We start from the raw sequence: 19365 nt of genomic DNA on the forward strand, positions 1-19365 counted from the left end.
CGTTACCGAAGCAGGGTTTCGATGGCGTCGACCACACGGTCCTGGTCGGCCTGGGTCATGTCGGGGAACAGCGGGATGGAGACGATCCGCGAGGAGTTCCACTCGGTGTTGGGCAGTTGCACGCGCGGGTAGCGCTGGCGGTAGTAGCTGTGCAGGTGACTGCCGATGAAGTGGATGCCGCTGCCGATGCCGCGCTGCTGCAGGCCCTGCATGAAGGCTTCGCGGTCGATGCCGCAACGCTCCTGGTCGATGCGCAGGACGTACAGGTGCCAGGCGTGATGCTGCGGGTAGTCCGGCACCGCCAGCGGTTGCACGGGCAGGTGCGCCAGGCGCTCGGCGTAGCCCGCGGCCAGTTCGGCGCGGCGGGCGTTGATCGCTTCGAGCTTGGGCAACTGGACCAGGGCGATGGCCGCGTTGATGTCCGTGAGGTTGTACTTGAAGCCCGGCTCCACCACCTGCGCCTGCGGCTTGCGGCCGTGGGTCAGGCGGTCGTAGGCATCGACGCCCAGGCCATGGAACTTCAGGGTGCGTACGCGATTGGCCAGGACTTCGTCATCGGTGACGAACATGGCGCCCTCGGCGCAGGTGAGGTTCTTGATCGCGTGGAAGGAGAAGATCGCGGTGCCGCGCTGGCCTACCGGGCGGCCACGGTAGAAGGTGCCGGCAGCGTGGGCGGCGTCTTCGATCACGGGGATGCCATGGCGCAGGGCGAGCTCGTCGATCGGGTCCATGTCGCAGGCGGCGCCGGCGTAGTGCACCGGGATGATGGCGCGGGTACGCGGGGTGATCGCGGCCTCGATGCGGGCGGCGTCGGTCATCAGGGTGTCACGGTCGACGTCGACGAACACCGGGGTGGCGCCCAGCAGGCTGATCATGTTGACGGTGGAGACCCAGGTCTGCGACGGGGTGATCACCTCGTCACCCGGGCCGATGCCCAGGGCCAGCAGCGCCAGGTGCATGCCGCCGGTAGCGGAGGACAGCGCGACGGCGTGGCGGCAGCCGATCGACTGGGCGAACTGTTGCTCCAGTTCTGCGTTCTTCGGCCCGGTGGTGATCCAGCCCGAGCGCAGGACTTCATTGACTGCCTGGATCTCCTCCTCGCCGATGCTGGGGCGGGAGAAGGGGAGGAAGGGCATTTCCATGTGGTGTTCCAAAGGCCGTCACGGCTCTGTCAGGGGGTGAGAGAACGCTACGGGGGAGATCGTTAAGAAGCCGTTAAGTGGATGTCGTGATTCCGTTCGTCGGTCGAATTGCGACGTGTCGCACCTGAAGGTGAGGAGTCACTTGAGTGAACGGTCTGAAAACGACATGGCTGATGTCGGAAAACGCTGTTGAACACTCGTTCATCCTTGGCTATGGTGGCCCAACGCTCCTGCGGACCCTTCTGCAGGACATTCCGTCATTCGGATGAGGCCCTTGCATGCGTTATTCGTCGCTTGTGGACAGGATGGTCGGACCCGGCGTGGCCGCCTGGGACATTCACTACGCCGCCATTGCCGCCCAGCGAGCCGGCCGCGACGTGATAGTGCTCAGCGTCGGCGACCCCGATTTCGCAACCCCGGACTTCATCACCGATGCCGCCGTTGCCGCGTTGCGCGACGGCGACACCCATTACAGTGACGTGGCGGGCAAACCCGCACTGCGCCAGGCGATCGCGGCATTGCATGAGCGGCGTTTCGGCCAAAAGGCCGGGCCCGAAAACGTCATCGTCGTCGCCGGTGCTCAAAACGGCCTGTTTGCCGCCGCGATGTGCCTGCTGGAGAAGGGCGACGAGGTCATCACCTTCGACCCGGTCTACGTCACCTACGAAGCCACGCTGAAAGCCACCGGCGCCGTGCTGGTCGGGGTACCGACCCGTCCGGAAAACGGCTTCCGCCCGCTGGCCACCGATATCGCCGCAGCGATCACCCCGCGCACGAAGGCGATCTTCCTCGCCAACCCGAGCAACCCGACCGGCGTCGTGCTGGACCGCGACGAGCTGCTGGCCATTGCCGCGCTGGCGGAGGCCCACGACCTCTGGGTGGTAGTGGACGAAGTCTACGAGGGCCTGACCTTCGAGCGCGAACACCAGAGCTTCGCCGCGCTACCCGGCATGGCCGAGCGCACCCTGAGCATCGGCAGCCTGTCGAAATCCCACGCCATGACCGGCTGGCGCGCCGGCTGGATAGTCGCCAACCCGACGCTGGTCGGGCACCTGGAAAACCTCGCGCTGAACATGTTCTACGGCCTGCCGGGCTTCGTGCAGGAGGCCGCCCTCGCGGCGGTGGAGCGTCACGACGAGGTTGTCACGACAATGCGCGAGATCTACCGCCGCCGCCGCGACCTGGTGGTCGCCGCGCTGAGCGATTGCCCGCGGGTGAAGGTGCTGTCGCCCGAAGCCGGCATGTTCGTCATGGTCGACGTGCGCGATACCGGCCTCAGCTCGCTGGACTTCTCCTGGCAGCTGTTCCACGCCACCGGCGTCTCGGTGCTCGACGCGGCGGCCTTCGGCCCGCAGGCGGAGGGCTTCGTGCGGCTGTCCTTCGGCCTGAGCGACGAGAGCATGGCGGAGGCCTGTGCGCGGATCATCCGCTTTGTCGAATCCCTTCCGGCGAAGGCCAACTCCGTAGGAGCGGACTCCGTCCGTGATGTGCCCCGTGCCGAGGCGGGTCGCGGGCATGGCCCGCTCCTGCAGGACGTGCAAGCGCAGACCAGACCGGTGATCGAGGTGCGGGATATCCACAAGCGCTTCGGCGACTTCGAGGTGCTCAAGGGTGTGTCGCTGTCGGCGCGCGAGGGCGAGGTGATCTCGCTGATCGGCGCCAGCGGCTCGGGCAAGAGCACGCTGCTGCGCTGCATCAACATGCTGGAGATTCCCAACCAGGGCTCGGTCACCGTCAATGGCGAGACCATCGGCCTGACCCAGAACCGCCACGGCGAGCCGATGGTGGCCGACCAGAAGCAGCTCACCCGCATCCGCTCACAGCTGGGCATGGTGTTCCAGAGCTTCAACCTGTGGCCGCACCGCACCGTGCTGGAGAACCTGATCGAGGCGCCGACCTTCGTCCTCCACGAGAGCAAGGCCGAGGCCCGCGAGCGCGCCGAGGCGCTACTGGAGCGCGTCGGCCTGGCCGAGAAGCGCCACGAGTACCCGGCCTTCCTTTCCGGCGGCCAGCAGCAGCGCGTGGCCATTGCCCGCGCGCTGGCCGTGCGGCCGAAAGTGATGCTGTTCGACGAGCCGACCTCGGCGCTGGACCCGGAGCTGGTGGGCGAAGTGCTGAAGGTGATCCGCTCGCTGGCGGAGGAGGGGCGGACCATGATCCTGGTCACCCACGAGATGGCTTTCGCCCGCGACGTATCCAGCCATGTGGCGTTCCTCCACAAGGGCCTGATCGAGGAGGAGGGCACCGCCGAGGAGGTCTTCTCGCGGCCGCGCAGCGAGCGCTGCCGGCAGTTCGTCAACGCGCACCAGAATCGCTGACCGATGCCGCGCTGTCGGCGCATCGATGAGCGTGACCCAACACTAAGTAAAACAATGCAGGGGATCACGATGAACAAGAAAGGTCTGTGCAATCTGATGGTGGGTGCGGCGATGCTGGTGGCCGGCGTGGCGAGCGCCCAGGCCGAGACGATCCGTTTCGCCCTGGCCGCCGAGCCCTATCCGCCGTTCTCGCAGAAGCAGCCCGATGGCAGCTGGGTCGGCTTCGAGCCGGACCTGATCCACAAGGTCTGCGCCGAGATGAAGGCGACCTGCGAGATCGACGAGGTAGCCTGGGACGGCATCATCCCGGCGCTGCTGGCGAAGAAGATCGACGTGATCTTCAACTCCCTGTCGATCACCGATGAGCGCGAGAAACAGATCGCCTTCAGCCGCCCCTACTACGACACCCCGGTGGCCGTCGCCGCGCCCCAGGCGGTGGACGTGCAGATCAGCCCCGAGGGCCTGAAGGGCAAGACCATCGGCGTGCAGATATCCACCGTCAGCTCCAACTACCTCAAGCAGTACTACGAGAAGATCGCCGACGTGCGCTACTACGACACCCAGGACTCGGTGAACGCCGATCTGGTGGCCGGACGCATCGACCTGATGATGGCCGACGGCATCGCCGTGGCGTCCTTCGTCAAGTCGCCGGACGCCCAGGCGGCCGGCATCGTCAACAAGGGCGAGGTGAAGTACGACCCGCTGTTCGGCCGCGGCGTCGGCGCCGGCATGCGCAAGGGCGATACCGAGCTGAAGGCGAAGATGGACGAGGCCATCGGCAAGCTGCTCGCCAGCGATGACTACAAGGCGCTGTCGGACAAGTACTTTGGCATGAGCGTCGCGCCCAAGCAGTGATCCCGGCGTGAGCTGGCCCCGTGTCCTCTGCGGGCACGGGGATGACCCTGAGCCTCCCATCCTGGAGACGGCCATGCAAAGCATCTTCGACCTGATCGGCTTCGGCCCCACCGGCTGGGGCCCGGCCCTGCTCAAGGGGCTGCTGGTCACCCTGCAGATTTCCGTCGGCGCCTTCCTCGTCGGCCTGCTGATCGGCCTGGCCGCGGCCAGCGCCAAGATCGGCGGACCGCGCCCTCTGGCGATACTCGCGCGTGGTTACACCACGCTGTGCCGGGCGGTGCCGGAGCTGCTGCTGATCCTGCTGCTGTTCTACGTCGGCTCCATGGGCCTGAACCAGTTCTTCGAGTGGCTCGGCTACGGCCAGGTGAAGCTCAACGGCATGATGGTGGCCATCGTCGTGCTCGGCCTGGTGCAGGGCGCCTACGCCTCGGAAATCTTCCGTGGCGCCATCCAGTCGATTCCCTATGGCCAGATTGAGGCTGCGCGAGCCTACGGCATGCACGGCTTCGGCCTGTTCCGCCGGGTGACCCTGCCGATGATGGCGCCCAACGCGCTGGCCGGCATGGCCAACCTGTGGGTCAACCTGATCAAGGACAGTGCGCTGATCAGCGTGGTGGGCACCAACGAGTTGCTCTACACCGCCAAGCAGGCAGCCGGTTCGACCCGTCACTACCTGACCTTCTACCTCACCGCGGCGGCGCTGTATTACGTGCTCACCGTGCTTTCCAACCTGTTCGCGGGCTACCTGGAGCGGCGCTTCCGCCGCTGGATTCCGGCGGTCTGAACGAGGCGCGGCGATGAACGAACACTGGCTATTCGTCTATGGGGCCCTGCTGCTCAAGGGCCTGGGCACCACCCTGGTGATCCTGCTGATTTCCGCCACGCTGGGCTTCGTGCTGGCGCTGGGGGTGGCGCTGGCGCGGATGTCGCGCAACTTCCTGGTCTCGCGCCTGGCGCTGGCGTACACCAGCGTGATTCGCGGCACGCCGCTGCTGGTGCAGATCTACATCTTCTACTACGGCCTGGGCAGCCTGTTCGCGCAGTTCCCGCTGATCCGCGGCAGCTTCCTCTGGCCGTACCTGCGCGATGGCTTCTGGTACATCGTCATCGCGCTGATCCTCTCGGTCGGCGCCTACGTCGGCGAGGTGGTCCGCGGCGGTCTCAAGGCGGTACCGCGCGGCGAACTGGAGGCCGCTTCGGCATTCGGCATGAACCGCACGCTGGTGCTCTACCGCGTGTGGCTGCCGCGGGCGATTCGCCTGCTGCTGCCGACCCTGGCGGGGGAAAGCGTGATGCTGCTCAAGTCCACCGCGCTGGCCTCCACCATCGCCGTGGTCGACCTGCTCGGCGCCGCCAACGTGGTGCGTGCGCAGACCTTCCAGATCTATGAGCCGCTGCTGCTGGTGGCGGCGATCTATGTCTGCCTGACCTTCATCATCGAAGCGCTGTTTGCCTTGCTGGAGCGCGCCACCCCGGTTCGCCGCGAGCAGAAGACGACGCAGCGTTCATGGCTGGGCAAGCGCCGTGCAAGGACGGCAGTTTGAGTGATTACGCGTAGGCACCTCGGCGCAGTCCCTCTACCCAGCAACGGCTGAGCTCGAGGCCGTCGGCGGCGCTGAAGGTCGAGGGGTTCAGGCACCACTCCAGCCACAGTCCGTCGAGCATGGCGGAGAGACCGATGGCGGCGAGTCGCGGGCGCGCCACGCTGAAACCCTCGGCGCTGGCGAGTTCGCTGATGAGCTTTTCCAGGATCGCGAGGTAGCTGTGGTAGCCGCGCTCGTGTGCCTCGTTCACCGGCGGCGAGTGACGGATCAGGCTCCAGAACACGACCCAGGGGCTGAGCAGGTCGGGGTCCAGCACCTGGGGCGAGAAGGACCCGGTGAGGAAGGCTTCCATGCGCACGGCCGGGTCGTTGCCGACCGCGTCGACCTGCCGGTAGAGCGCCTGGGTCACCTCGCTGGCGAGGGTTTCGTAGGCCTGGGCGACCAGCGCGTCGATGCTGCCGAAGTGGTGGTTCACCAGGCCCACGGCGACCCCGGCTTCCTTGGCGATGCGACGCACCGAGATGCCTGCGTGGCCATCGGCGACCAGGCACTTGAGGCAGGCGCGCACGAGGTGGTCGCGGCGTTCCTCGGGTGTGGCGCGCTGGGCTTTCTGGCGGGGGGTATCCAAGGGCGGGCGTCCTGTGTTGCGGGGTGCCGGCAAGCGGCGAACGGTTTCGATACTAGGAGGCGCCGGGGAAGATTTCCATGGGCGATTCGGACAAGAGGAGAGGGCAAATGATCGAGGACGTATCCTTCAGCGTACCGGGTGATTCCGGTGCCGAGCTGCGCGTGCGCGCCTGGCGTATCGACGGCGGCAGGCCGGGGCCGAAGGTGCACCTGCAGGCCGGCGTACATGCCGATGAAATCGCCGGGATGCTGGTGCTTCACGAGCTGCTGCCACGCCTGCGTGATGCCGCCGAACGCGGTGCGCTCAATGGCAGCGTGACGGTGGTGCCGCAGGCCAATCCCATCGGCATCGGGCAGTTCCGCCAGGGGCGGATTCTCGGTCGGAACCACGACGCGACCTCGCGCAATTTCAATCGTGGCTTCATCGCCTCGGCGGCCGCCAGCGGCACCCTGGATAACCTCACGCTGTGGCAGAAACGTGTGGCAGAACTGGCCGCGCCGGCGGACATCGTGCTCGACCTGCACACCGATGACGAGGCGCTGCAGTACGTCTACCTCCACGAGTGCTTCTGGCCTGCCGCGCAGGACCTCGCTGCCGCCCTTCGCGCGGAGCTGGCGATCATCTGGGAAGGCGATGGCGATGGGGCGTTCGAAGAGGTGGTGATCGCCCCGTGGCTGGCCGAACAGCGCTTCGCCGGGCGATTGGTGGCAACCGTCGAACTGCGCGGCCAGGGCGACGTCAGCGATGCGCTGGCACAGCAGGATGCCGATGGTCTTTACCGTTTCCTGGGCGCCCGTGGCGTGGTGAGCGATGCCGGGCCGTTGCCGGAGTGGAAGGGAGTTGCCACGCCCATGGGCTTCATGGAAACCGTGTTCGCCCCGGCGGCCGGCGTGCTGGTTTTCGAACGCGAGCTGGGCGAGTACATCGAGGCGGGCGAGCGCTTCGCGCGCATCATTGCCCGCCCCGGCGACGCCAGCAGCGAGCACATCCTGCGCGCACCGCAGAGTGGGCTGCTTGCCACACGCTATCGCGACCGGCTGATCCCGCAGGGCGCCATCGCCGCCAAGCTGACCGGCAGCGCGACTTCCAGCACCTGGAGTTCCGGCGCACTCGATCCGTAACGCCGAATGGCAGTTCGGCACCCACAAAAACGCCCGCACAAGGCGGGCGTTTTCGTGAGCGGCGAACTCAGTGGTGTTCGCGGGTGGCGCGGAAGGTGATGTCCGGCCAGCGCTCTTCCATCAGGCTCAGGTTCACGCGGGTCGGGGCCAGGTAGGTGAGGTGGCCGCCGCCGTCCACGGACAGGTTCTCGAAGGCCTTGTCCTTGAACTCCTTGAGCTTCTTCTCGTCCTTGCACTCGATCCAGCGCGCGGACCAGACGTTGATCTGCTCGTAGGCGCACTCGACCTTGTATTCCTCCTTCAGGCGGCTGGCGACGACGTCGAACTGCAGCACGCCGACGGCGCCGAGGATGATGTCGTTGTTGCGCTCGGGGAAGAACACCTGGGTGGCGCCTTCCTCGGCCAGTTCCTGCAGGCCCTGGCGCAGCTGCTTGGACTTGAGCGGGTCCTTCAGGCGCACGCGGCGGAACAGTTCCGGGGCGAAGTGCGGGATGCCGGTGAAGCCCAGCGCCTCGCCTTCGGTGAAGGTGTCGCCGATCTGGATGGTGCCGTGGTTGTGCAGGCCGATGATGTCGCCGGCGAAGGCCTCTTCCAGCTGCTCACGCTCGCTGGAGAAGAAGGTCAGCGCGTCGGCGATCTTCACGTCCTTGCCCAGGCGCACATGGCGCATCTTCATGCCCTTCTCGTACTTGCCCGAGCAGATGCGCATGAAGGCGATGCGGTCGCGGTGCTTCGGGTCCATGTTTGCCTGGATCTTGAACACGAAGCCGGAGAACTTCTCCTCGGTCGGTGCCACGGTGCGCTCGTGGGCGCCACGCTCCAGCGGTTGCGGAGCCCAGTCGACGATGCAGTCGAGCACCTGGTCGACGCCGAAGTTGCCCAGCGCGGTACCGAAGAACACCGGGGTCATCTCGCCCTTGAGGAAGGCGTCCTTGTCGAACTCGTGGCAGGCGCCCTGCACCAGCTCCAGCTCTTCGAGGAAGTTGTCGTAGAGGTCGCCCAGGTGTGCGCGTGCTTCGTCCGAGTCGAGCTTGTCGATGACCTTGGTCTCGATGCGCTCGTGGCCGTGGCCCGGCACGTAGACGATGATCTTGTCCTGGGCGAGGTGGTACACGCCCTTGAAGTCGCGGTAGCAACCGATCGGCCAGGTGATCGGCGCGGCCTTGATCTTCAGTACCGCTTCGATTTCGTCGAGCAGCTCGATCGGGTCGCGGATGTCGCGGTCGAGTTTGTTGATGAAGCTGACTATGGGCGTATCGCGCAGGCGGCAGACTTCCATCAGGGCAATGGTACGCGGCTCTACACCCTTGCCGCCGTCGAGGACCATCAGCGCCGAGTCCACCGCGGTCAGGGTGCGGTAGGTGTCTTCGGAGAAGTCTTCGTGGCCGGGGGTGTCGAGCAGGTTGATCATGTGCTCGCGGTAGGGGAACTGCATCACCGAGGTGGTGATGGAGATGCCGCGCTGCTTCTCCATCTCCATCCAGTCGGAGGTGGCGTGGCGGTCGGACTTTCGCGACTTCACGGTACCGGCGACGGCAATCGCCTTGCCCATCAGCAGGAGCTTCTCGGTAATGGTGGTCTTACCGGCGTCGGGGTGGGAAATGATCGCGAACGTGCGGCGCTTCGCGACTTCGGCGGCTTGGATGCTCATGGATGGGTGCCTGGTCGATTCGGTGAAGACGGGCGGCGAGCGGCCCGAAAAACGCGGGATTATAGCCTGATTCGAGGCGTCGCCGGCAGACCCGGCGACGCAAGGCGCTTGGCCTTTGGTGGGGCCTTCAGTGGTGGCTGTCGGCGACGGGCTCGGCGCCCTTGTAGATGCGCCGCACCAGCGGGCCGATGGACAGGCCCTGGAGCAGGATCGACACCAGCACCACCACGTAGGTCAGGCTGAGGATCAGGTCGCGCTGCTCGCCCAGCGGCAGGGACAGCGCCAGGGCTACCGAGACGCCGCCACGCAGGCCACCCCAGACGAGGATGCGGATGGTGCCGGCAGGTACCTGGCGGCGGCCGTTTTCCCGCTGGCGCAGCACGAGGATGGCCGGGGCGACGGTGAGCAGGCGCGAGATCAGCACCGCGCCGCCGAGGACGAAGGCAGCGACCACGTGCAGCCAGTTGAATGGCAGCAGGAGCAGCTCCAGGCCGATCAGGGCGAACAGCAGGGCGTTGAGGATCTCGTCGATCAGCTCCCAGAACTTGTCGATGTAGCGCCGCGTCTCGTCGGACATGGCGTACTGCCGCGCCTGGTTGCCGATGATCAGGCCGGCCACCACCATGGCGATCGGCGCCGACACGTGCAGCCGTGCCGCCAGTGCTGCGCCGCCGATGACCAGGGCCAGGGTCAGCATGACTTCCACCTGGTACTGGTCGATGCCACGCATCATCAAGAACACCCCGTAGCCCAGCGCTGCGCCGAACAGGATGCCGCCGATGGCCTCCTGCACGAACAGCCAGGCGATGGAGGACGCGGTGGGTGTCTCGCCGGCCAGCAGGATGCCCAGCAGGATGGTGAAGACCACCACGGCGGTGCCGTCGTTGAACAGCGACTCGCCGACGATGGTGGTGGCCAGCGGCTTGGGCGCGCCGGCGGACCTGAGGATGCCCAGCACCGCGATGGGGTCGGTGGGCGAGATCAGCGCGCCGAACAGCAGGCAGTAGATGAAGTCCACGTGCCAGCCGAAGAGGGCGAAGGTGTAGTAGGCCAGGTAGCCGATCACCGTGGTGGCGATCAGCACGCCGAAGGTGGCCAGCAGGCCGATGGGCCACTTGTAGTTGCGCAGGTCGGCGAGGTTCACGTGCAGCGCGCCGGCGAACAGCAGGGCGGGCAGGAACCAGGTCATCAGCACGTCGGAGAAGTCGATGCGGCTGATGATCTGCTGCATCTCGACTTCCAGGACCGGATAGCCGAGCAGCGACATGCCCTGGGCGATGAAGGAGAACACCAGGGCGGTGGCCATGACACCGATGGTCGGCGGCAGGCGGATGAAGCGGTAGTTGACGTAGGTGAGCAGGGTGGTCAGCGCGATGAACGCCGCAGCCAGATCAAGCATGGTGAAGGATCTCCGTGGTAGGCAAGACGCCGGCCCCGAGTGACCTATCCATGGGTCGGGGGCACGCGAAAGGAACCCGATGATAACCGCTGAGCGAAACCGCGTGCGTGTTCGCCGGGCGCATTCGGCGTTGGGCAAGTGCACCTGGGCGATGGTTCAGCCGGGTCGACGGTTCTTTTGAAAAAAACTTTGTCGCCCACAGCCCCCGGACCATGGGGGCTGACGCCGGTTTCGCCTGCGCGCGATGGCACAAAGATGGCAATTTTATTGAACGGATGGGCACGGACGGGGGTCCATCCCTTCGCGACGGTAATCCGCAAACGCATGCGCAAGTGCTTGATTCCCGTCGCGTTTAATCGCGGTCCCAGATGGGTTTCTGGACGGGATCGAGCGTCAAGTGAGCGGGGCGATGCCAGTCGCCGCGCACCCGAAGGGAGTCCCCCAACCATGGTGAAAACCACCACGGGCAAGGCCCTGTTCGGCGTCTGCTTCGCAGTCGTTGTTCTGGCTTTGCTGATCCACTGGATCACCCCCGCCACCTTGTGGCAGTACCGCGAAGACCTGCTGTTCTACCTGCAGGCGCACCTGGTCCTGGTGTTCGCATCCATGCTGGCCGCCGTTGCGGTCGGTATCCCCGCCGGCATCCTGCTCAGCCGGCCCGCCCTGCAAGGGCAGGCCGAACGCCTGATGCAGGTGTTCAACGTCGGCAACACCATCCCGCCGCTGGCCGTGCTGGCCATCGCCCTGGCGATTGTCGGGATCGGTAACGGTCCGGCGATCCTTGCCCTGTTCCTCGCCTCCTTGCTGCCCATCGTGCGCAACACCTATGAAGGCCTGCGCGCCGTGCCGGCCTCGCTCAAGGAAGCGGCCACCGGCATCGGCATGACCCCGCGCCAGGTGTTGCTGCGGGTCGAGTTGCCCAACGCGGTGCCGCTGATCATGGGTGGTGTGCGCATCGCCCTGGCGCTGAACGTGGGTTCCGCGCCGCTGGCCTTCCTGATCGGCGCCAACAGCCTGGGCAGCCTGATCTTCCCCGGCATCGCCCTGGACGACCAATCCAAGCTGCTGCTCGGAGCCGTGTGCACCGCGCTGCTGGCGCTGGTGCTCGATGGCTTGCTGGTGCTGTTCAGCCGGAGCGTACTGGAGCGGGGGCTGACGCAATGAACGGACTGGATTTCAAGGGAGCCGGCATGAAACGTCTGCTTGGCGCGCTGGGCTTGCTGCTCGCCGCCGCCACGGGAGCTGCGCACGCGGCCGATGTGATTCGCATCGGCGGCAAGCCGTTCACCGAACAGCGCATCCTCACCGCCATCACCGCGCAGTACCTGCAGAGCAAGGGCTATGAGGTGAAGGTCACCAACGGCCTGGGCAGCACCCTGGCGCGCAGTGCCCAGCAGAGCGGCCAGCTGGACCTGGTCTGGGAGTACACCGGCTCGTCGCTGATCGTCTACAACAAGATCAAGGACAAGCTGGATGCCCAGCAGTCGCTGGCCAAGGTCCGTGAGCTGGACGGCAAGAAGGGGCTGGTCTGGCCCAAGCCCGCACCGTTCAACAACACCTATGCCCTGGCCATGCCTGAGGAGCAGGCCGAGCAACTCGGCGTGCGCACCCTCAGCGACCTGGCGCGGGTGATGAAGGAGCAGGGCGCGAAGAAGACCCACCTGTTCGCCATGGACCCGGAATTCGCCGGGCGCCCCGACGGCCTTGGGCCGATGAGCGAGCTGTACGGCTTGCACTTCACCCGCGACGACGTGCGGCAGATGGATGCCGGACTGGTCTACACCGCGCTGAAGAATCGCCAGGTGTTCGTCGGCCTCGTCTACACCACCGACGGCCGCCTGAAGGACTTCAAGCTGCGCGTGCTGGAAGACGACAAGCACTTCTTCCCCTTCTACAACGCCGCCCCGGTGCTGCGCGCCGATGCGCTGCAGAAACACCCGGAGCTGAAGACCCTGTTCGAGCCCATCTCCGACCTGCTCGACGACAAGACCATGCAGGCGCTCAACGCCCAGGTCGACATCGAACAGGAGCCGCCGCAGCGCGTGGCGCAGAAGTTCCTGCGCGAGCACGGCCTGCTGGGCGACAAGGCCAAGCCTGTCGAGGAACAACACGCACAGGAGGAAAACTGACATGGACTTCATGACCGTGATTTCCCGCCTGGACTGGACCCAGGTCGGGCAACTGACGCTGCAGCACCTGATGCTGGTGTCCATCGCCGTGGGCCTGGCGATCATCGTCGGCGTGCCGCTGGGCGTGCTGATGACGCGCTTCCGCTGGCTCGCGGGCCCGCTGCAGGGCGCCGCCACCGTGGTGCTGACCATTCCGTCCATCGCGCTGTTCGGCCTGATGCTGCCGCTCTACTCGAAGATCGGCCAGGGCCTCGGCCCGCTGCCGGCGATCACCGCGGTGTTCCTCTATTCGCTGCTGCCAATCCTGCGCAACACCTACCTCGCGCTGACCAATGTCGAACCCGGCATCCGCGAAGCCGGCAAGGGCATCGGCATGACTTTCTGGCAGCGCCTGCGGATGGTCGACATCCCCATCGCCGTGCCGGTGATCCTCGCTGGCGTGCGCACCGCCGTGGTGATGAACATCGGCGTGATGACCATCGCCGCGGTGATCGGTGCCGGTGGCCTGGGCGTCCTCATCCTCAATTCCATCAGCCAATCCAACATGCCCATGCTGGTGGTCGGCGCCGTGCTGGTGAGCCTCTTGGCCATCGCCGCCGACCTGCTGCTGCAATGGTTGCAGCGTGCGCTCACCCCGAAGGGCCTGCGCCCGCAGACAGGAGACTGAACATGATCGAACTCGACCAACTGACCAAGACCTTCACCCTCAAGGACGGCAAGGAATTCCGTGCCGTGGACAAGGTCAGCCTGACTGTGGAGAAGGGCGAGATCTGCGTGTTCCTCGGCCCCTCCGGCTGCGGCAAGACCACCACGCTGAAGATGATCAACCGGATCATCCAGCCCACCTCCGGGCGCGTGCTGATCGACGGCCAGGACACCGCCGAACTGGACGAGGTGACCCTGCGCCGGCAGATCGGCTACGTGATCCAGCAGATCGGCCTGTTCCCCAACATGACCATCGAGGAAAACATCATGGTCGTGCCGCGCCTGCTCGGCTGGGACAAGCAGAAGTGCAAGGAGAAGGCGCGCGAGCTGATGGCCATGGTCAAGCTCGAGCCCAAGCAGTACCTCTCGCGCTACCCGCGTGAACTGTCCGGCGGGCAGCAACAGCGTATCGGCGTGATCCGCGCGCTGGCGGCCGACGCGCCGCTGCTGCTGATGGACGAGCCGTTCGGTGCGGTGGACCCGATCAACCGCGAGTCGATCCAGAACGAGTTCTTCGAGTTGCAGCGCAAGCTGGGCATGACCGTGATCATGGTCAGCCACGACATCGACGAGGCGATCAAGCTGGGCGACAAGGTGGCGGTGTTCAAGAGCGGCCGCCTGCTCCAGTACGATCACCCGGACACCCTGCTGGCGCACCCGGCGGACGAGTTCGTCAGCGCCTTCACCGGCCAGGACAGTACCCTCAAGCGCCTGCTGCTGGTGCGTGCCGAGGATGCCGCCGACAGCAGCATCGTCACCGCCAACCCGCAGACCAGCGTCGCCGAAGCGCTGGAGAAGATGGAGGAAGACGACCGCCGCTACCTGGTGGTGGTCGACGCCAGCGGCAAGGGGCTGGGCTATGTGCGCCGCAAGGACATGCGCCGCAAGGAAGGCGCGTGCAGCGACTTCCTCAACGAGTTCCGCGTCACCGCCAGCCACGACGAGCACCTGCGCATCCTGTTGTCGCGCATGTACGAGTTCAACAGCTCATGGCTGCCGGTGCTGGATGCCGAGGGGCAGTTCCTCGGCGAGGTGACGCAGGAGTCGATCGCCGATTACCTGAGCTCGGGGCGCTCGCGCGGGCGCAAGACCAACATCGTGTCGCCGGCGGAGGTGGCGCAGGCGTCGTAATCTGACACTCGTGATCTGACACTGTAGGAGCGAGCTTGCTCGCGAACCTGTTCCTCCGCTGTGGACGGTTTCCCTCTCCCCCCGCCCTCTCCCTGAAGGGAGAGGGAGCTATTCGAGCGCTCTGTCAGCCCAACGCTCGAGGATGACTCCTCAATTCTCGGCAGCTCCGATCAGTCCCCTCTCCCTTCAGGGAGAGGGTTAGGGAGAGGGCTCGCCCAGCTCCGATTTCCCTTGGTACACCCCTCACGAAATCCCCTCCGGCACCACCCATCCCGAACAGCTGAACTCCCCCCTCTGTCACCGGTCGTTAACTCAGTAGGACGATGATGCAGAAACGCGTCGAAAGCCCCGTTCTGTGCGGTATTCCGTGCATTTTGTTGAGTATCCGAAACAGTCAACCGGCAGTGCGACAAAGGGATGCGAAAAAGCGGCAATTCAGGGTTGAACTCAGGGACTTCAGGTCCTAAAGTTCGCGCCCGAACGTCCATGCTGGAAACGATCCATCCGGCTCAAGTACTGACGACGAGAGGCACCGGCTCCATTGACCGGTACCGGTGATACTCGGCGACATGCCTTGGGAAGTAGGCGAACCAAAGTGGGGAAACGGATTCGACGTTCAGCTTCACCCCTACGAATAACCTGTTCTGCCATTTGGAGTCCCAACCATGTCCATCAAGGTCGAGGATTACTTCGCCCCCGAAACCTTCCAGCGTATGAAGGCGTTTGCCGACAAGCAGGAAACCCCCTTCGTCGTCATCGACAAGCAGACCATCGCCGATGCCTACGATCAGCTGACCGGCTGCTTCCCGTTCGCCAAGATCTATTACGCGGTGAAGGCCAACCCGGCCACCGAGATCACCGAGTTGCTGCGCGACAAGGGTTCGAACTTCGACATCGCTTCCATCTATGAGCTGGACAAGGTGATGAAGACCGGCGTGCGCGCCGAGCAGATCAGCTACGGCAACACCATCAAGAAAGCCCGCGACATCCGCTACTTCTATGAAAAGGGCGTGCGCCTGTTCGCCACCGACTCCGAAGCCGACCTGCGCAACATCGCCAAGGCCGCGCCGGGCTCCAAGGTATACGTGCGTATCCTCACCGAAGGCTCCACCTCGGCCGACTGGCCGCTGTCGCGCAAGTTCGGCTGCCAGTCGGACATGGCCATGGACCTGTTGGTACTGGCCCGCGACCTGGGCCTGGTGCCCTACGGCGTGTCCTTCCACGTCGGTTCGCAGCAGCGCGACATTGGTGTGTGGGACGCGGCGATTGCCAAGGTGAAGGTCATCTTCGAGCGCCTGAAGGAAGAAGACGGCATCGAGCTGAAGCTGATCAACATGGGCGGCGGCTTCCCGGCCAACTACATCGCCAAGACCAACAGCCTGGAAACCTACGCGGAAGAAATCATCCGTTTCCTCAAGGAAGACTTCGGCGACGAGCTGCCGGAAATCATCCTGGAGCCGGGCCGCTCGCTGATCGCCAACGCCGGCATCCTGGTCAGTGAAGTCGTGCTGGTGGCGCGCAAGTCGCGTACCGCCGTCGAGCGCTGGGTGTTCACCGACGTGGGTAAGTTCTCCGGCCTGATCGAAACCATGGACGAGTCCATCAAGTTCCCGATCCATGTGGAGAAAGCGGGCGAGCTGGAAGAAGTGGTGATCGCCGGCCCGACCTGCGACAGCGCCGACATCATGTACGAGCACTACAAGTACGGCCTGCCGCTGAACCTGGCTGCCGGCGACCGCCTGTACTGGCTATCCACCGGCGCCTACACCACCAGCTACAGCGCGGTGGAATTCAACGGCTTCCCGCCGCTGAAGGCGTTCTACCTGTAAGCCATGCTGCACTGAAAAAGCCCCGCTGATGCGGGGCTTTTTCTTTTCTGGCGGCGTGGACGGGCGATGGACTGAATCCGCTGTGCACTGTTGTCGGAGCGAGCCATGTCCGCGATCGCGCCCATCGGGCGCTCCTGTAGGTTGAATCCATGGGTGGGGCCGAATGAAAAACGCCCCGCAGGGGCGGGGCGTTTCATCGCATCGCGGGAGACTCAACCCTCCTTGGGTTGCGTCTGCACCGGAGCCTGGGCCGTGGCGGGAGCCTCGGCGTCCTTGGCGATTTCCTGTTCCGGCGCGGCCTTGTCCTGCGGCAGCTTGTCGAACTCGTGCAGACCGTCCTTCTTGTACGGGTCGCCGATCCAGCGCGGGGCGGCGGCGAACTGCTCGTTCACCAGGCTCTTGGCCGGTTCGTAACGGTCGTAGCTCAGGCCGGCGAGGTCCGACAGGGTGTGGATCAGGTGCGAACTGCTGTAGGAGCGGTTGGCCACTGCCTGCAGGTCGCGCGGGTGTTCGGCCTGCCAGCTCGGCGAGGTCCAGACCATGAACGGAATGGTGTACATCGGCCGGGTCGGGTCCATCTCGTTGCGGCCTAGACGGTCGTGGTTGCCCGAACTGTAGACTTCCTCGCCGTGGTCGGAGAGGTAAAGCATGAAGCCGTTGGCGTTGGCCGCCGAATAGCGCTTGATCAGGCTCGATACCACGAAGTCGTTGTAGCGCACCGCGTTGTCGTAGAAGTTGTAGGTCTCCACCTGGTCATCCGACAGCGCCGAAGGGGCGCCCTGGCGGTCCTTGAAGTAGGCGAATTCTTCGGGATAGCGATAGCGGTAGTCCATGTGCGTGCCCAGCAGGTGGACCACGATGAACTTCTTCTGCGCCGGGTCCTTCAGGGCCTTCTCGAACGGGTCCAGCACCACGCCGTCGTACTGGCTGGCGTTCTGGTTGCGCTGGTTGTTCAGGTACGCCTGCTCGTCCGTCTGCTGGGAGAAGGTGGTGAGCATGGTGTTGCGCTTGGTCATCGTCTGCTGGTTGGTGATCCAGAAGGTCTTGTAGCCTGCCTGTTTCATCAGGTTGATCAGCGACGGATCGGTGAGGAACCTGTCCGGGTTCTGCTCATCGCCGAAGGTGAGGATCTGCTGCATCACCTCGATGGTGTAGGGGCGCGGCGCGACCACATTCTGGAACACGGTCAGGCCCTGGCCGCTGGCGGCGAGGGCGTCGAGGTTCGGCGTGGTGTCGCGGCCGTAGCCGTACAGGTGCATGTGCTGGCGGGTGGTGGATTCGCCCAGCACCAGGACCAGGGTGCGCGGCTCGTTGCCGCTGCTGTCCTTGAGGTTCTGCAGGGGCGGCAGCGAGGCGTTCTGTTGCAGCAGCTTCTGCATGTTGTCCAGCTGCTGGCGGTACTGGACGTAGCCGACCACCAACTGCCACGGTACCGCCGGCTCCATGCGCGACTGCACCTTCTCCACCGCCTGGGCGAAGGTGCGCTCCTGGGTGACCATCTGCTTGTAGAAGGGGTAGAACAGGTTCAGCACGACCAGCAGCACGGCCAGCGGCACACGGGCATAGGCCGGCATGCTGATCGGGCGGATGCGCTTCCACAGCACCACGGCGACCACGCTGTAGGCCAGCAGCGCCAGGCACAGCCAGAGGCTGAAGTACTGGCTGAAGTACTCGCCGGCTTCGGCGGTGTTCGACTCGAACATCACGAAGATGACGCTCTGCGAGAACTCCTGCTTGTAGATGCCGAAGTAGCTCAGGCCCACCAGCGAGGCGCCCCAGAGCACCAGGCCGATGACGGCGGCGATGCCCCTGGTGAAGCGCGGCAGCAGCAGCGGCGGTGCGAGCCACAGGCTGCTGAGGAAGAACGCGTCACGGAAGCCGGCAAAGCCGGTGGTGCCGCTGAATAGGATCAGCGCCTGGGTAACGCCGGAGAAGTACCAGAAGAACAGCAGGAGCCAGCCCAGGGCGGCCCAGTCCACGCGTTTGCGCGCTGCGGGGGATGTGGTGTTCGACACTTGCGCCTCGTCGTTACGTGGCGGCTGCCGAACACTCCGGCAGCCAGGGTAGCCGGCGAAGCTAGCAAAGCGGGCGTGAAAATTACGTCAAGGGGCGTCAGGCGACGCCCATCTGCTCGGCGAGGTGACGCAGGTCCGACTCGTCACCCAGTTCGGCGGCGCGCTGGAAGTAAGCCAGGGTCAGCTCGCGCAGGCTCGGCGGCATGGAGGCCGCCAGCTGCTGGCGGGCCACGCGCAGGAAGTTGAGGTTGCCGCCTTCCAGTGCGCGCTCCAGCCAGATGCGCGCGGCGGGCAGGTCGCCGCGTTCGGCGAGCACCGAGGCGTGGCTGAACTGGCCACGGAAGTCACCGGCCTCGGCCGACCGACGGTACCACTGGTGTGCCGCGTCCAGGTCGCGCGCTACCACCAGGCCTTCTTCGTGGAAGCGCCCGACCAGGTTCATCGACTTGGCGTGACCCAGGGCCGCCGCGCCCTGGTACAGCGCCAGTGCGCGGGCGTCGTCGCGTTCCACGCCGCGGCCGGTGGAGAGCAGGTTGGCGAGGTTGTACATCGCCCAGTCGAGCTTCTGCTGCGCGGCGATGGCGTAATGGCGGGCGGCGCCGGCCTCGTCCTTCGCGCAGCCCCAGCCGTGCTCCAGGCAGCGCCCGAGCATGTTGCGCGCCATGGCGTGGCCACGCTCGGCGGCGATGCCGAACCAGGTCAGGGCAAGGCTGACGTCCTGCTCGATGCCGTGGCCGTCGAGGAGAATCTGCCCGAGCAATGCCTGGGCTTCGAGGTCTCCCTCGCGGGCGCCGGTCACGATCAGGCGGGCGGTCTGTCGCGGGTCATCGGCAAGCTGGCCGGTGAGGTCTTCGACGTTGATTTCTTCGGTGCGACGCAGGACGAAACTCATGGCGGG

At 65.5% G+C, this 19365-nt stretch carries 16 protein-coding genes; 10 read left to right on the top strand and 6 right to left on the bottom strand.

The genetic code is table 11. The annotated features are described in order from the left end of the window. Window positions 1–2 precede the first annotated feature (2 nt). On the bottom strand, window positions 3–1142 hold the full coding sequence (arnB, locus tag IB273_RS17970) for a UDP-4-amino-4-deoxy-L-arabinose aminotransferase (protein ID WP_192224688.1): 1140 nt from the start codon (window positions 1140–1142) through the stop codon (window positions 3–5). Window positions 1143–1420: 278 nt separating this feature from the next. Between arnB and IB273_RS31780 the strand changes: the two genes are divergently transcribed. From IB273_RS31780 to IB273_RS17990, 4 genes are all read left to right on the top strand, one after another. Beyond that, entirely contained in the window at window positions 1421–3460 is a 2040-nt protein-coding gene (locus tag IB273_RS31780; RefSeq protein ID WP_192224689.1) for an aminotransferase class I/II-fold pyridoxal phosphate-dependent enzyme, read from the top strand. A 69-nt stretch (window positions 3461–3529) separates the two neighbouring features. After that, window positions 3530–4315 carry a transporter substrate-binding domain-containing protein gene (locus tag IB273_RS17980; protein ID WP_138212225.1) on the top strand — a complete coding sequence of 262 codons (786 nt, stop codon included), beginning with the start codon at window positions 3530–3532 and terminating at the stop codon, window positions 4313–4315. Window positions 4316–4388: 73 nt separating this feature from the next. Then, a complete protein-coding gene (locus IB273_RS17985) occupies window positions 4389–5099 on the top strand; it encodes an ABC transporter permease (protein WP_081517402.1) in 711 nt (236 codons plus the stop codon). 13 nt (window positions 5100–5112) lie between these two features. Then, window positions 5113–5859: an ABC transporter permease gene (locus tag IB273_RS17990; protein ID WP_081517403.1), complete on the top strand. Its 747-nt coding sequence runs from the start codon at window positions 5113–5115 to the stop codon at window positions 5857–5859. A 4-nt stretch (window positions 5860–5863) separates the two neighbouring features. On the opposite strand, the gene IB273_RS17995 is transcribed toward IB273_RS17990, so the two are convergent. Further along, complete coding sequence (locus IB273_RS17995; RefSeq protein ID WP_081517404.1) at window positions 5864–6487, bottom strand: TetR/AcrR family transcriptional regulator; 624 nt, start codon at window positions 6485–6487, stop codon at window positions 5864–5866. A 107-nt stretch (window positions 6488–6594) separates the two neighbouring features. Between IB273_RS17995 and IB273_RS18000 the strand changes: the two genes are divergently transcribed. Further along, window positions 6595–7608 (top strand): succinylglutamate desuccinylase/aspartoacylase family protein, encoded by a 1014-nt coding sequence (locus IB273_RS18000; protein WP_192224690.1) that lies wholly within the window; start codon window positions 6595–6597, stop codon window positions 7606–7608. A 67-nt stretch (window positions 7609–7675) separates the two neighbouring features. Here IB273_RS18000 and IB273_RS18005 read toward each other — a convergent pair whose 3' ends face one another. Together IB273_RS18005 and IB273_RS18010 are read right to left on the bottom strand one after the other, a co-directional pair. Then, window positions 7676–9259: a peptide chain release factor 3 gene (locus IB273_RS18005; protein WP_054906664.1), complete on the bottom strand. Its 1584-nt coding sequence runs from the start codon at window positions 9257–9259 to the stop codon at window positions 7676–7678. A gap of 127 nt (window positions 9260–9386) precedes the next feature. Beyond that, entirely contained in the window at window positions 9387–10658 is a 1272-nt protein-coding gene (locus IB273_RS18010) for a cation:proton antiporter (protein WP_192224691.1), read from the bottom strand. 447 nt (window positions 10659–11105) lie between these two features. On the opposite strand from IB273_RS18010, the gene IB273_RS18015 reads away from it, so the two are divergent. From IB273_RS18015 to IB273_RS18035, 5 genes are all read left to right on the top strand, one after another. Continuing rightward, on the top strand, window positions 11106–11822 hold the full coding sequence (locus IB273_RS18015; protein WP_081517408.1) for an ABC transporter permease: 717 nt from the start codon (window positions 11106–11108) through the stop codon (window positions 11820–11822). A 26-nt stretch (window positions 11823–11848) separates the two neighbouring features. After that, window positions 11849–12787 carry a glycine betaine ABC transporter substrate-binding protein gene (locus IB273_RS18020; protein ID WP_192224692.1) on the top strand — a complete coding sequence of 313 codons (939 nt, stop codon included), beginning with the start codon at window positions 11849–11851 and terminating at the stop codon, window positions 12785–12787. 1 nt (window position 12788) lies between these two features. Then, the gene (locus IB273_RS18025) at window positions 12789–13454 is read left to right on the top strand and encodes an ABC transporter permease (RefSeq protein WP_081517409.1); all 666 of its coding nucleotides are present in this window, start codon (window positions 12789–12791) and stop codon (window positions 13452–13454) included. Window positions 13455–13456: 2 nt separating this feature from the next. Next, window positions 13457–14623, top strand: coding sequence for a betaine/proline/choline family ABC transporter ATP-binding protein (locus IB273_RS18030; RefSeq protein ID WP_081517410.1), 1167 nt, complete (start codon window positions 13457–13459; stop codon window positions 14621–14623). Between the two features lie 665 nt (window positions 14624–15288). Next, window positions 15289–16452: a type III PLP-dependent enzyme gene (locus IB273_RS18035; protein ID WP_045209531.1), complete on the top strand. Its 1164-nt coding sequence runs from the start codon at window positions 15289–15291 to the stop codon at window positions 16450–16452. A 212-nt stretch (window positions 16453–16664) separates the two neighbouring features. Here IB273_RS18035 and IB273_RS18040 read toward each other — a convergent pair whose 3' ends face one another. Continuing rightward, window positions 16665–18467: a phosphoethanolamine transferase CptA gene (locus tag IB273_RS18040; RefSeq protein WP_081517411.1), complete on the bottom strand. Its 1803-nt coding sequence runs from the start codon at window positions 18465–18467 to the stop codon at window positions 16665–16667. 97 nt (window positions 18468–18564) lie between these two features. Next, window positions 18565–19359 carry a tetratricopeptide repeat protein gene (locus IB273_RS18045; RefSeq protein WP_192224693.1) on the bottom strand — a complete coding sequence of 265 codons (795 nt, stop codon included), beginning with the start codon at window positions 19357–19359 and terminating at the stop codon, window positions 18565–18567. Between the last annotated feature and the right edge of the window lie 6 nt (window positions 19360–19365).

It is taken from the genome of Pseudomonas sp. PDM19 (assembly GCF_014852215.1).
GTDB lineage: Bacteria > Pseudomonadota > Gammaproteobacteria > Pseudomonadales > Pseudomonadaceae > Pseudomonas.

Bases quoted from the DNA above. Each gene is read 5' to 3' on its own strand.
- arnB (WP_192224688.1), bottom strand. From the start codon at position 1,142: ATGGAAATGCCCTTCCTCCCCTTCTCCCGCCCCAGCATCGGCGAGGAG.
- IB273_RS31780 (WP_192224689.1), top strand. From the start codon at position 1,421: ATGCGTTATTCGTCGCTTGTGGACAGGATGGTCGGACCCGGCGTGGCC.
- IB273_RS17980 (WP_138212225.1), top strand. From the start codon at position 3,530: ATGAACAAGAAAGGTCTGTGCAATCTGATGGTGGGTGCGGCGATGCTG.
- IB273_RS17985 (WP_081517402.1), top strand. From the start codon at position 4,389: ATGCAAAGCATCTTCGACCTGATCGGCTTCGGCCCCACCGGCTGGGGC.
- IB273_RS17990 (WP_081517403.1), top strand. From the start codon at position 5,113: ATGAACGAACACTGGCTATTCGTCTATGGGGCCCTGCTGCTCAAGGGC.
- IB273_RS18000 (WP_192224690.1), top strand. From the start codon at position 6,595: ATGATCGAGGACGTATCCTTCAGCGTACCGGGTGATTCCGGTGCCGAG.
- IB273_RS18005 (WP_054906664.1), bottom strand. From the start codon at position 9,259: ATGAGCATCCAAGCCGCCGAAGTCGCGAAGCGCCGCACGTTCGCGATC.
- IB273_RS18010 (WP_192224691.1), bottom strand. From the start codon at position 10,658: ATGCTTGATCTGGCTGCGGCGTTCATCGCGCTGACCACCCTGCTCACC.
- IB273_RS18015 (WP_081517408.1), top strand. From the start codon at position 11,106: ATGGTGAAAACCACCACGGGCAAGGCCCTGTTCGGCGTCTGCTTCGCA.
- IB273_RS18020 (WP_192224692.1), top strand. From the start codon at position 11,849: ATGAAACGTCTGCTTGGCGCGCTGGGCTTGCTGCTCGCCGCCGCCACG.
- IB273_RS18025 (WP_081517409.1), top strand. From the start codon at position 12,789: ATGGACTTCATGACCGTGATTTCCCGCCTGGACTGGACCCAGGTCGGG.
- IB273_RS18030 (WP_081517410.1), top strand. From the start codon at position 13,457: ATGATCGAACTCGACCAACTGACCAAGACCTTCACCCTCAAGGACGGC.
- IB273_RS18035 (WP_045209531.1), top strand. From the start codon at position 15,289: ATGTCCATCAAGGTCGAGGATTACTTCGCCCCCGAAACCTTCCAGCGT.
- IB273_RS18045 (WP_192224693.1), bottom strand. From the start codon at position 19,359: ATGAGTTTCGTCCTGCGTCGCACCGAAGAAATCAACGTCGAAGACCTC.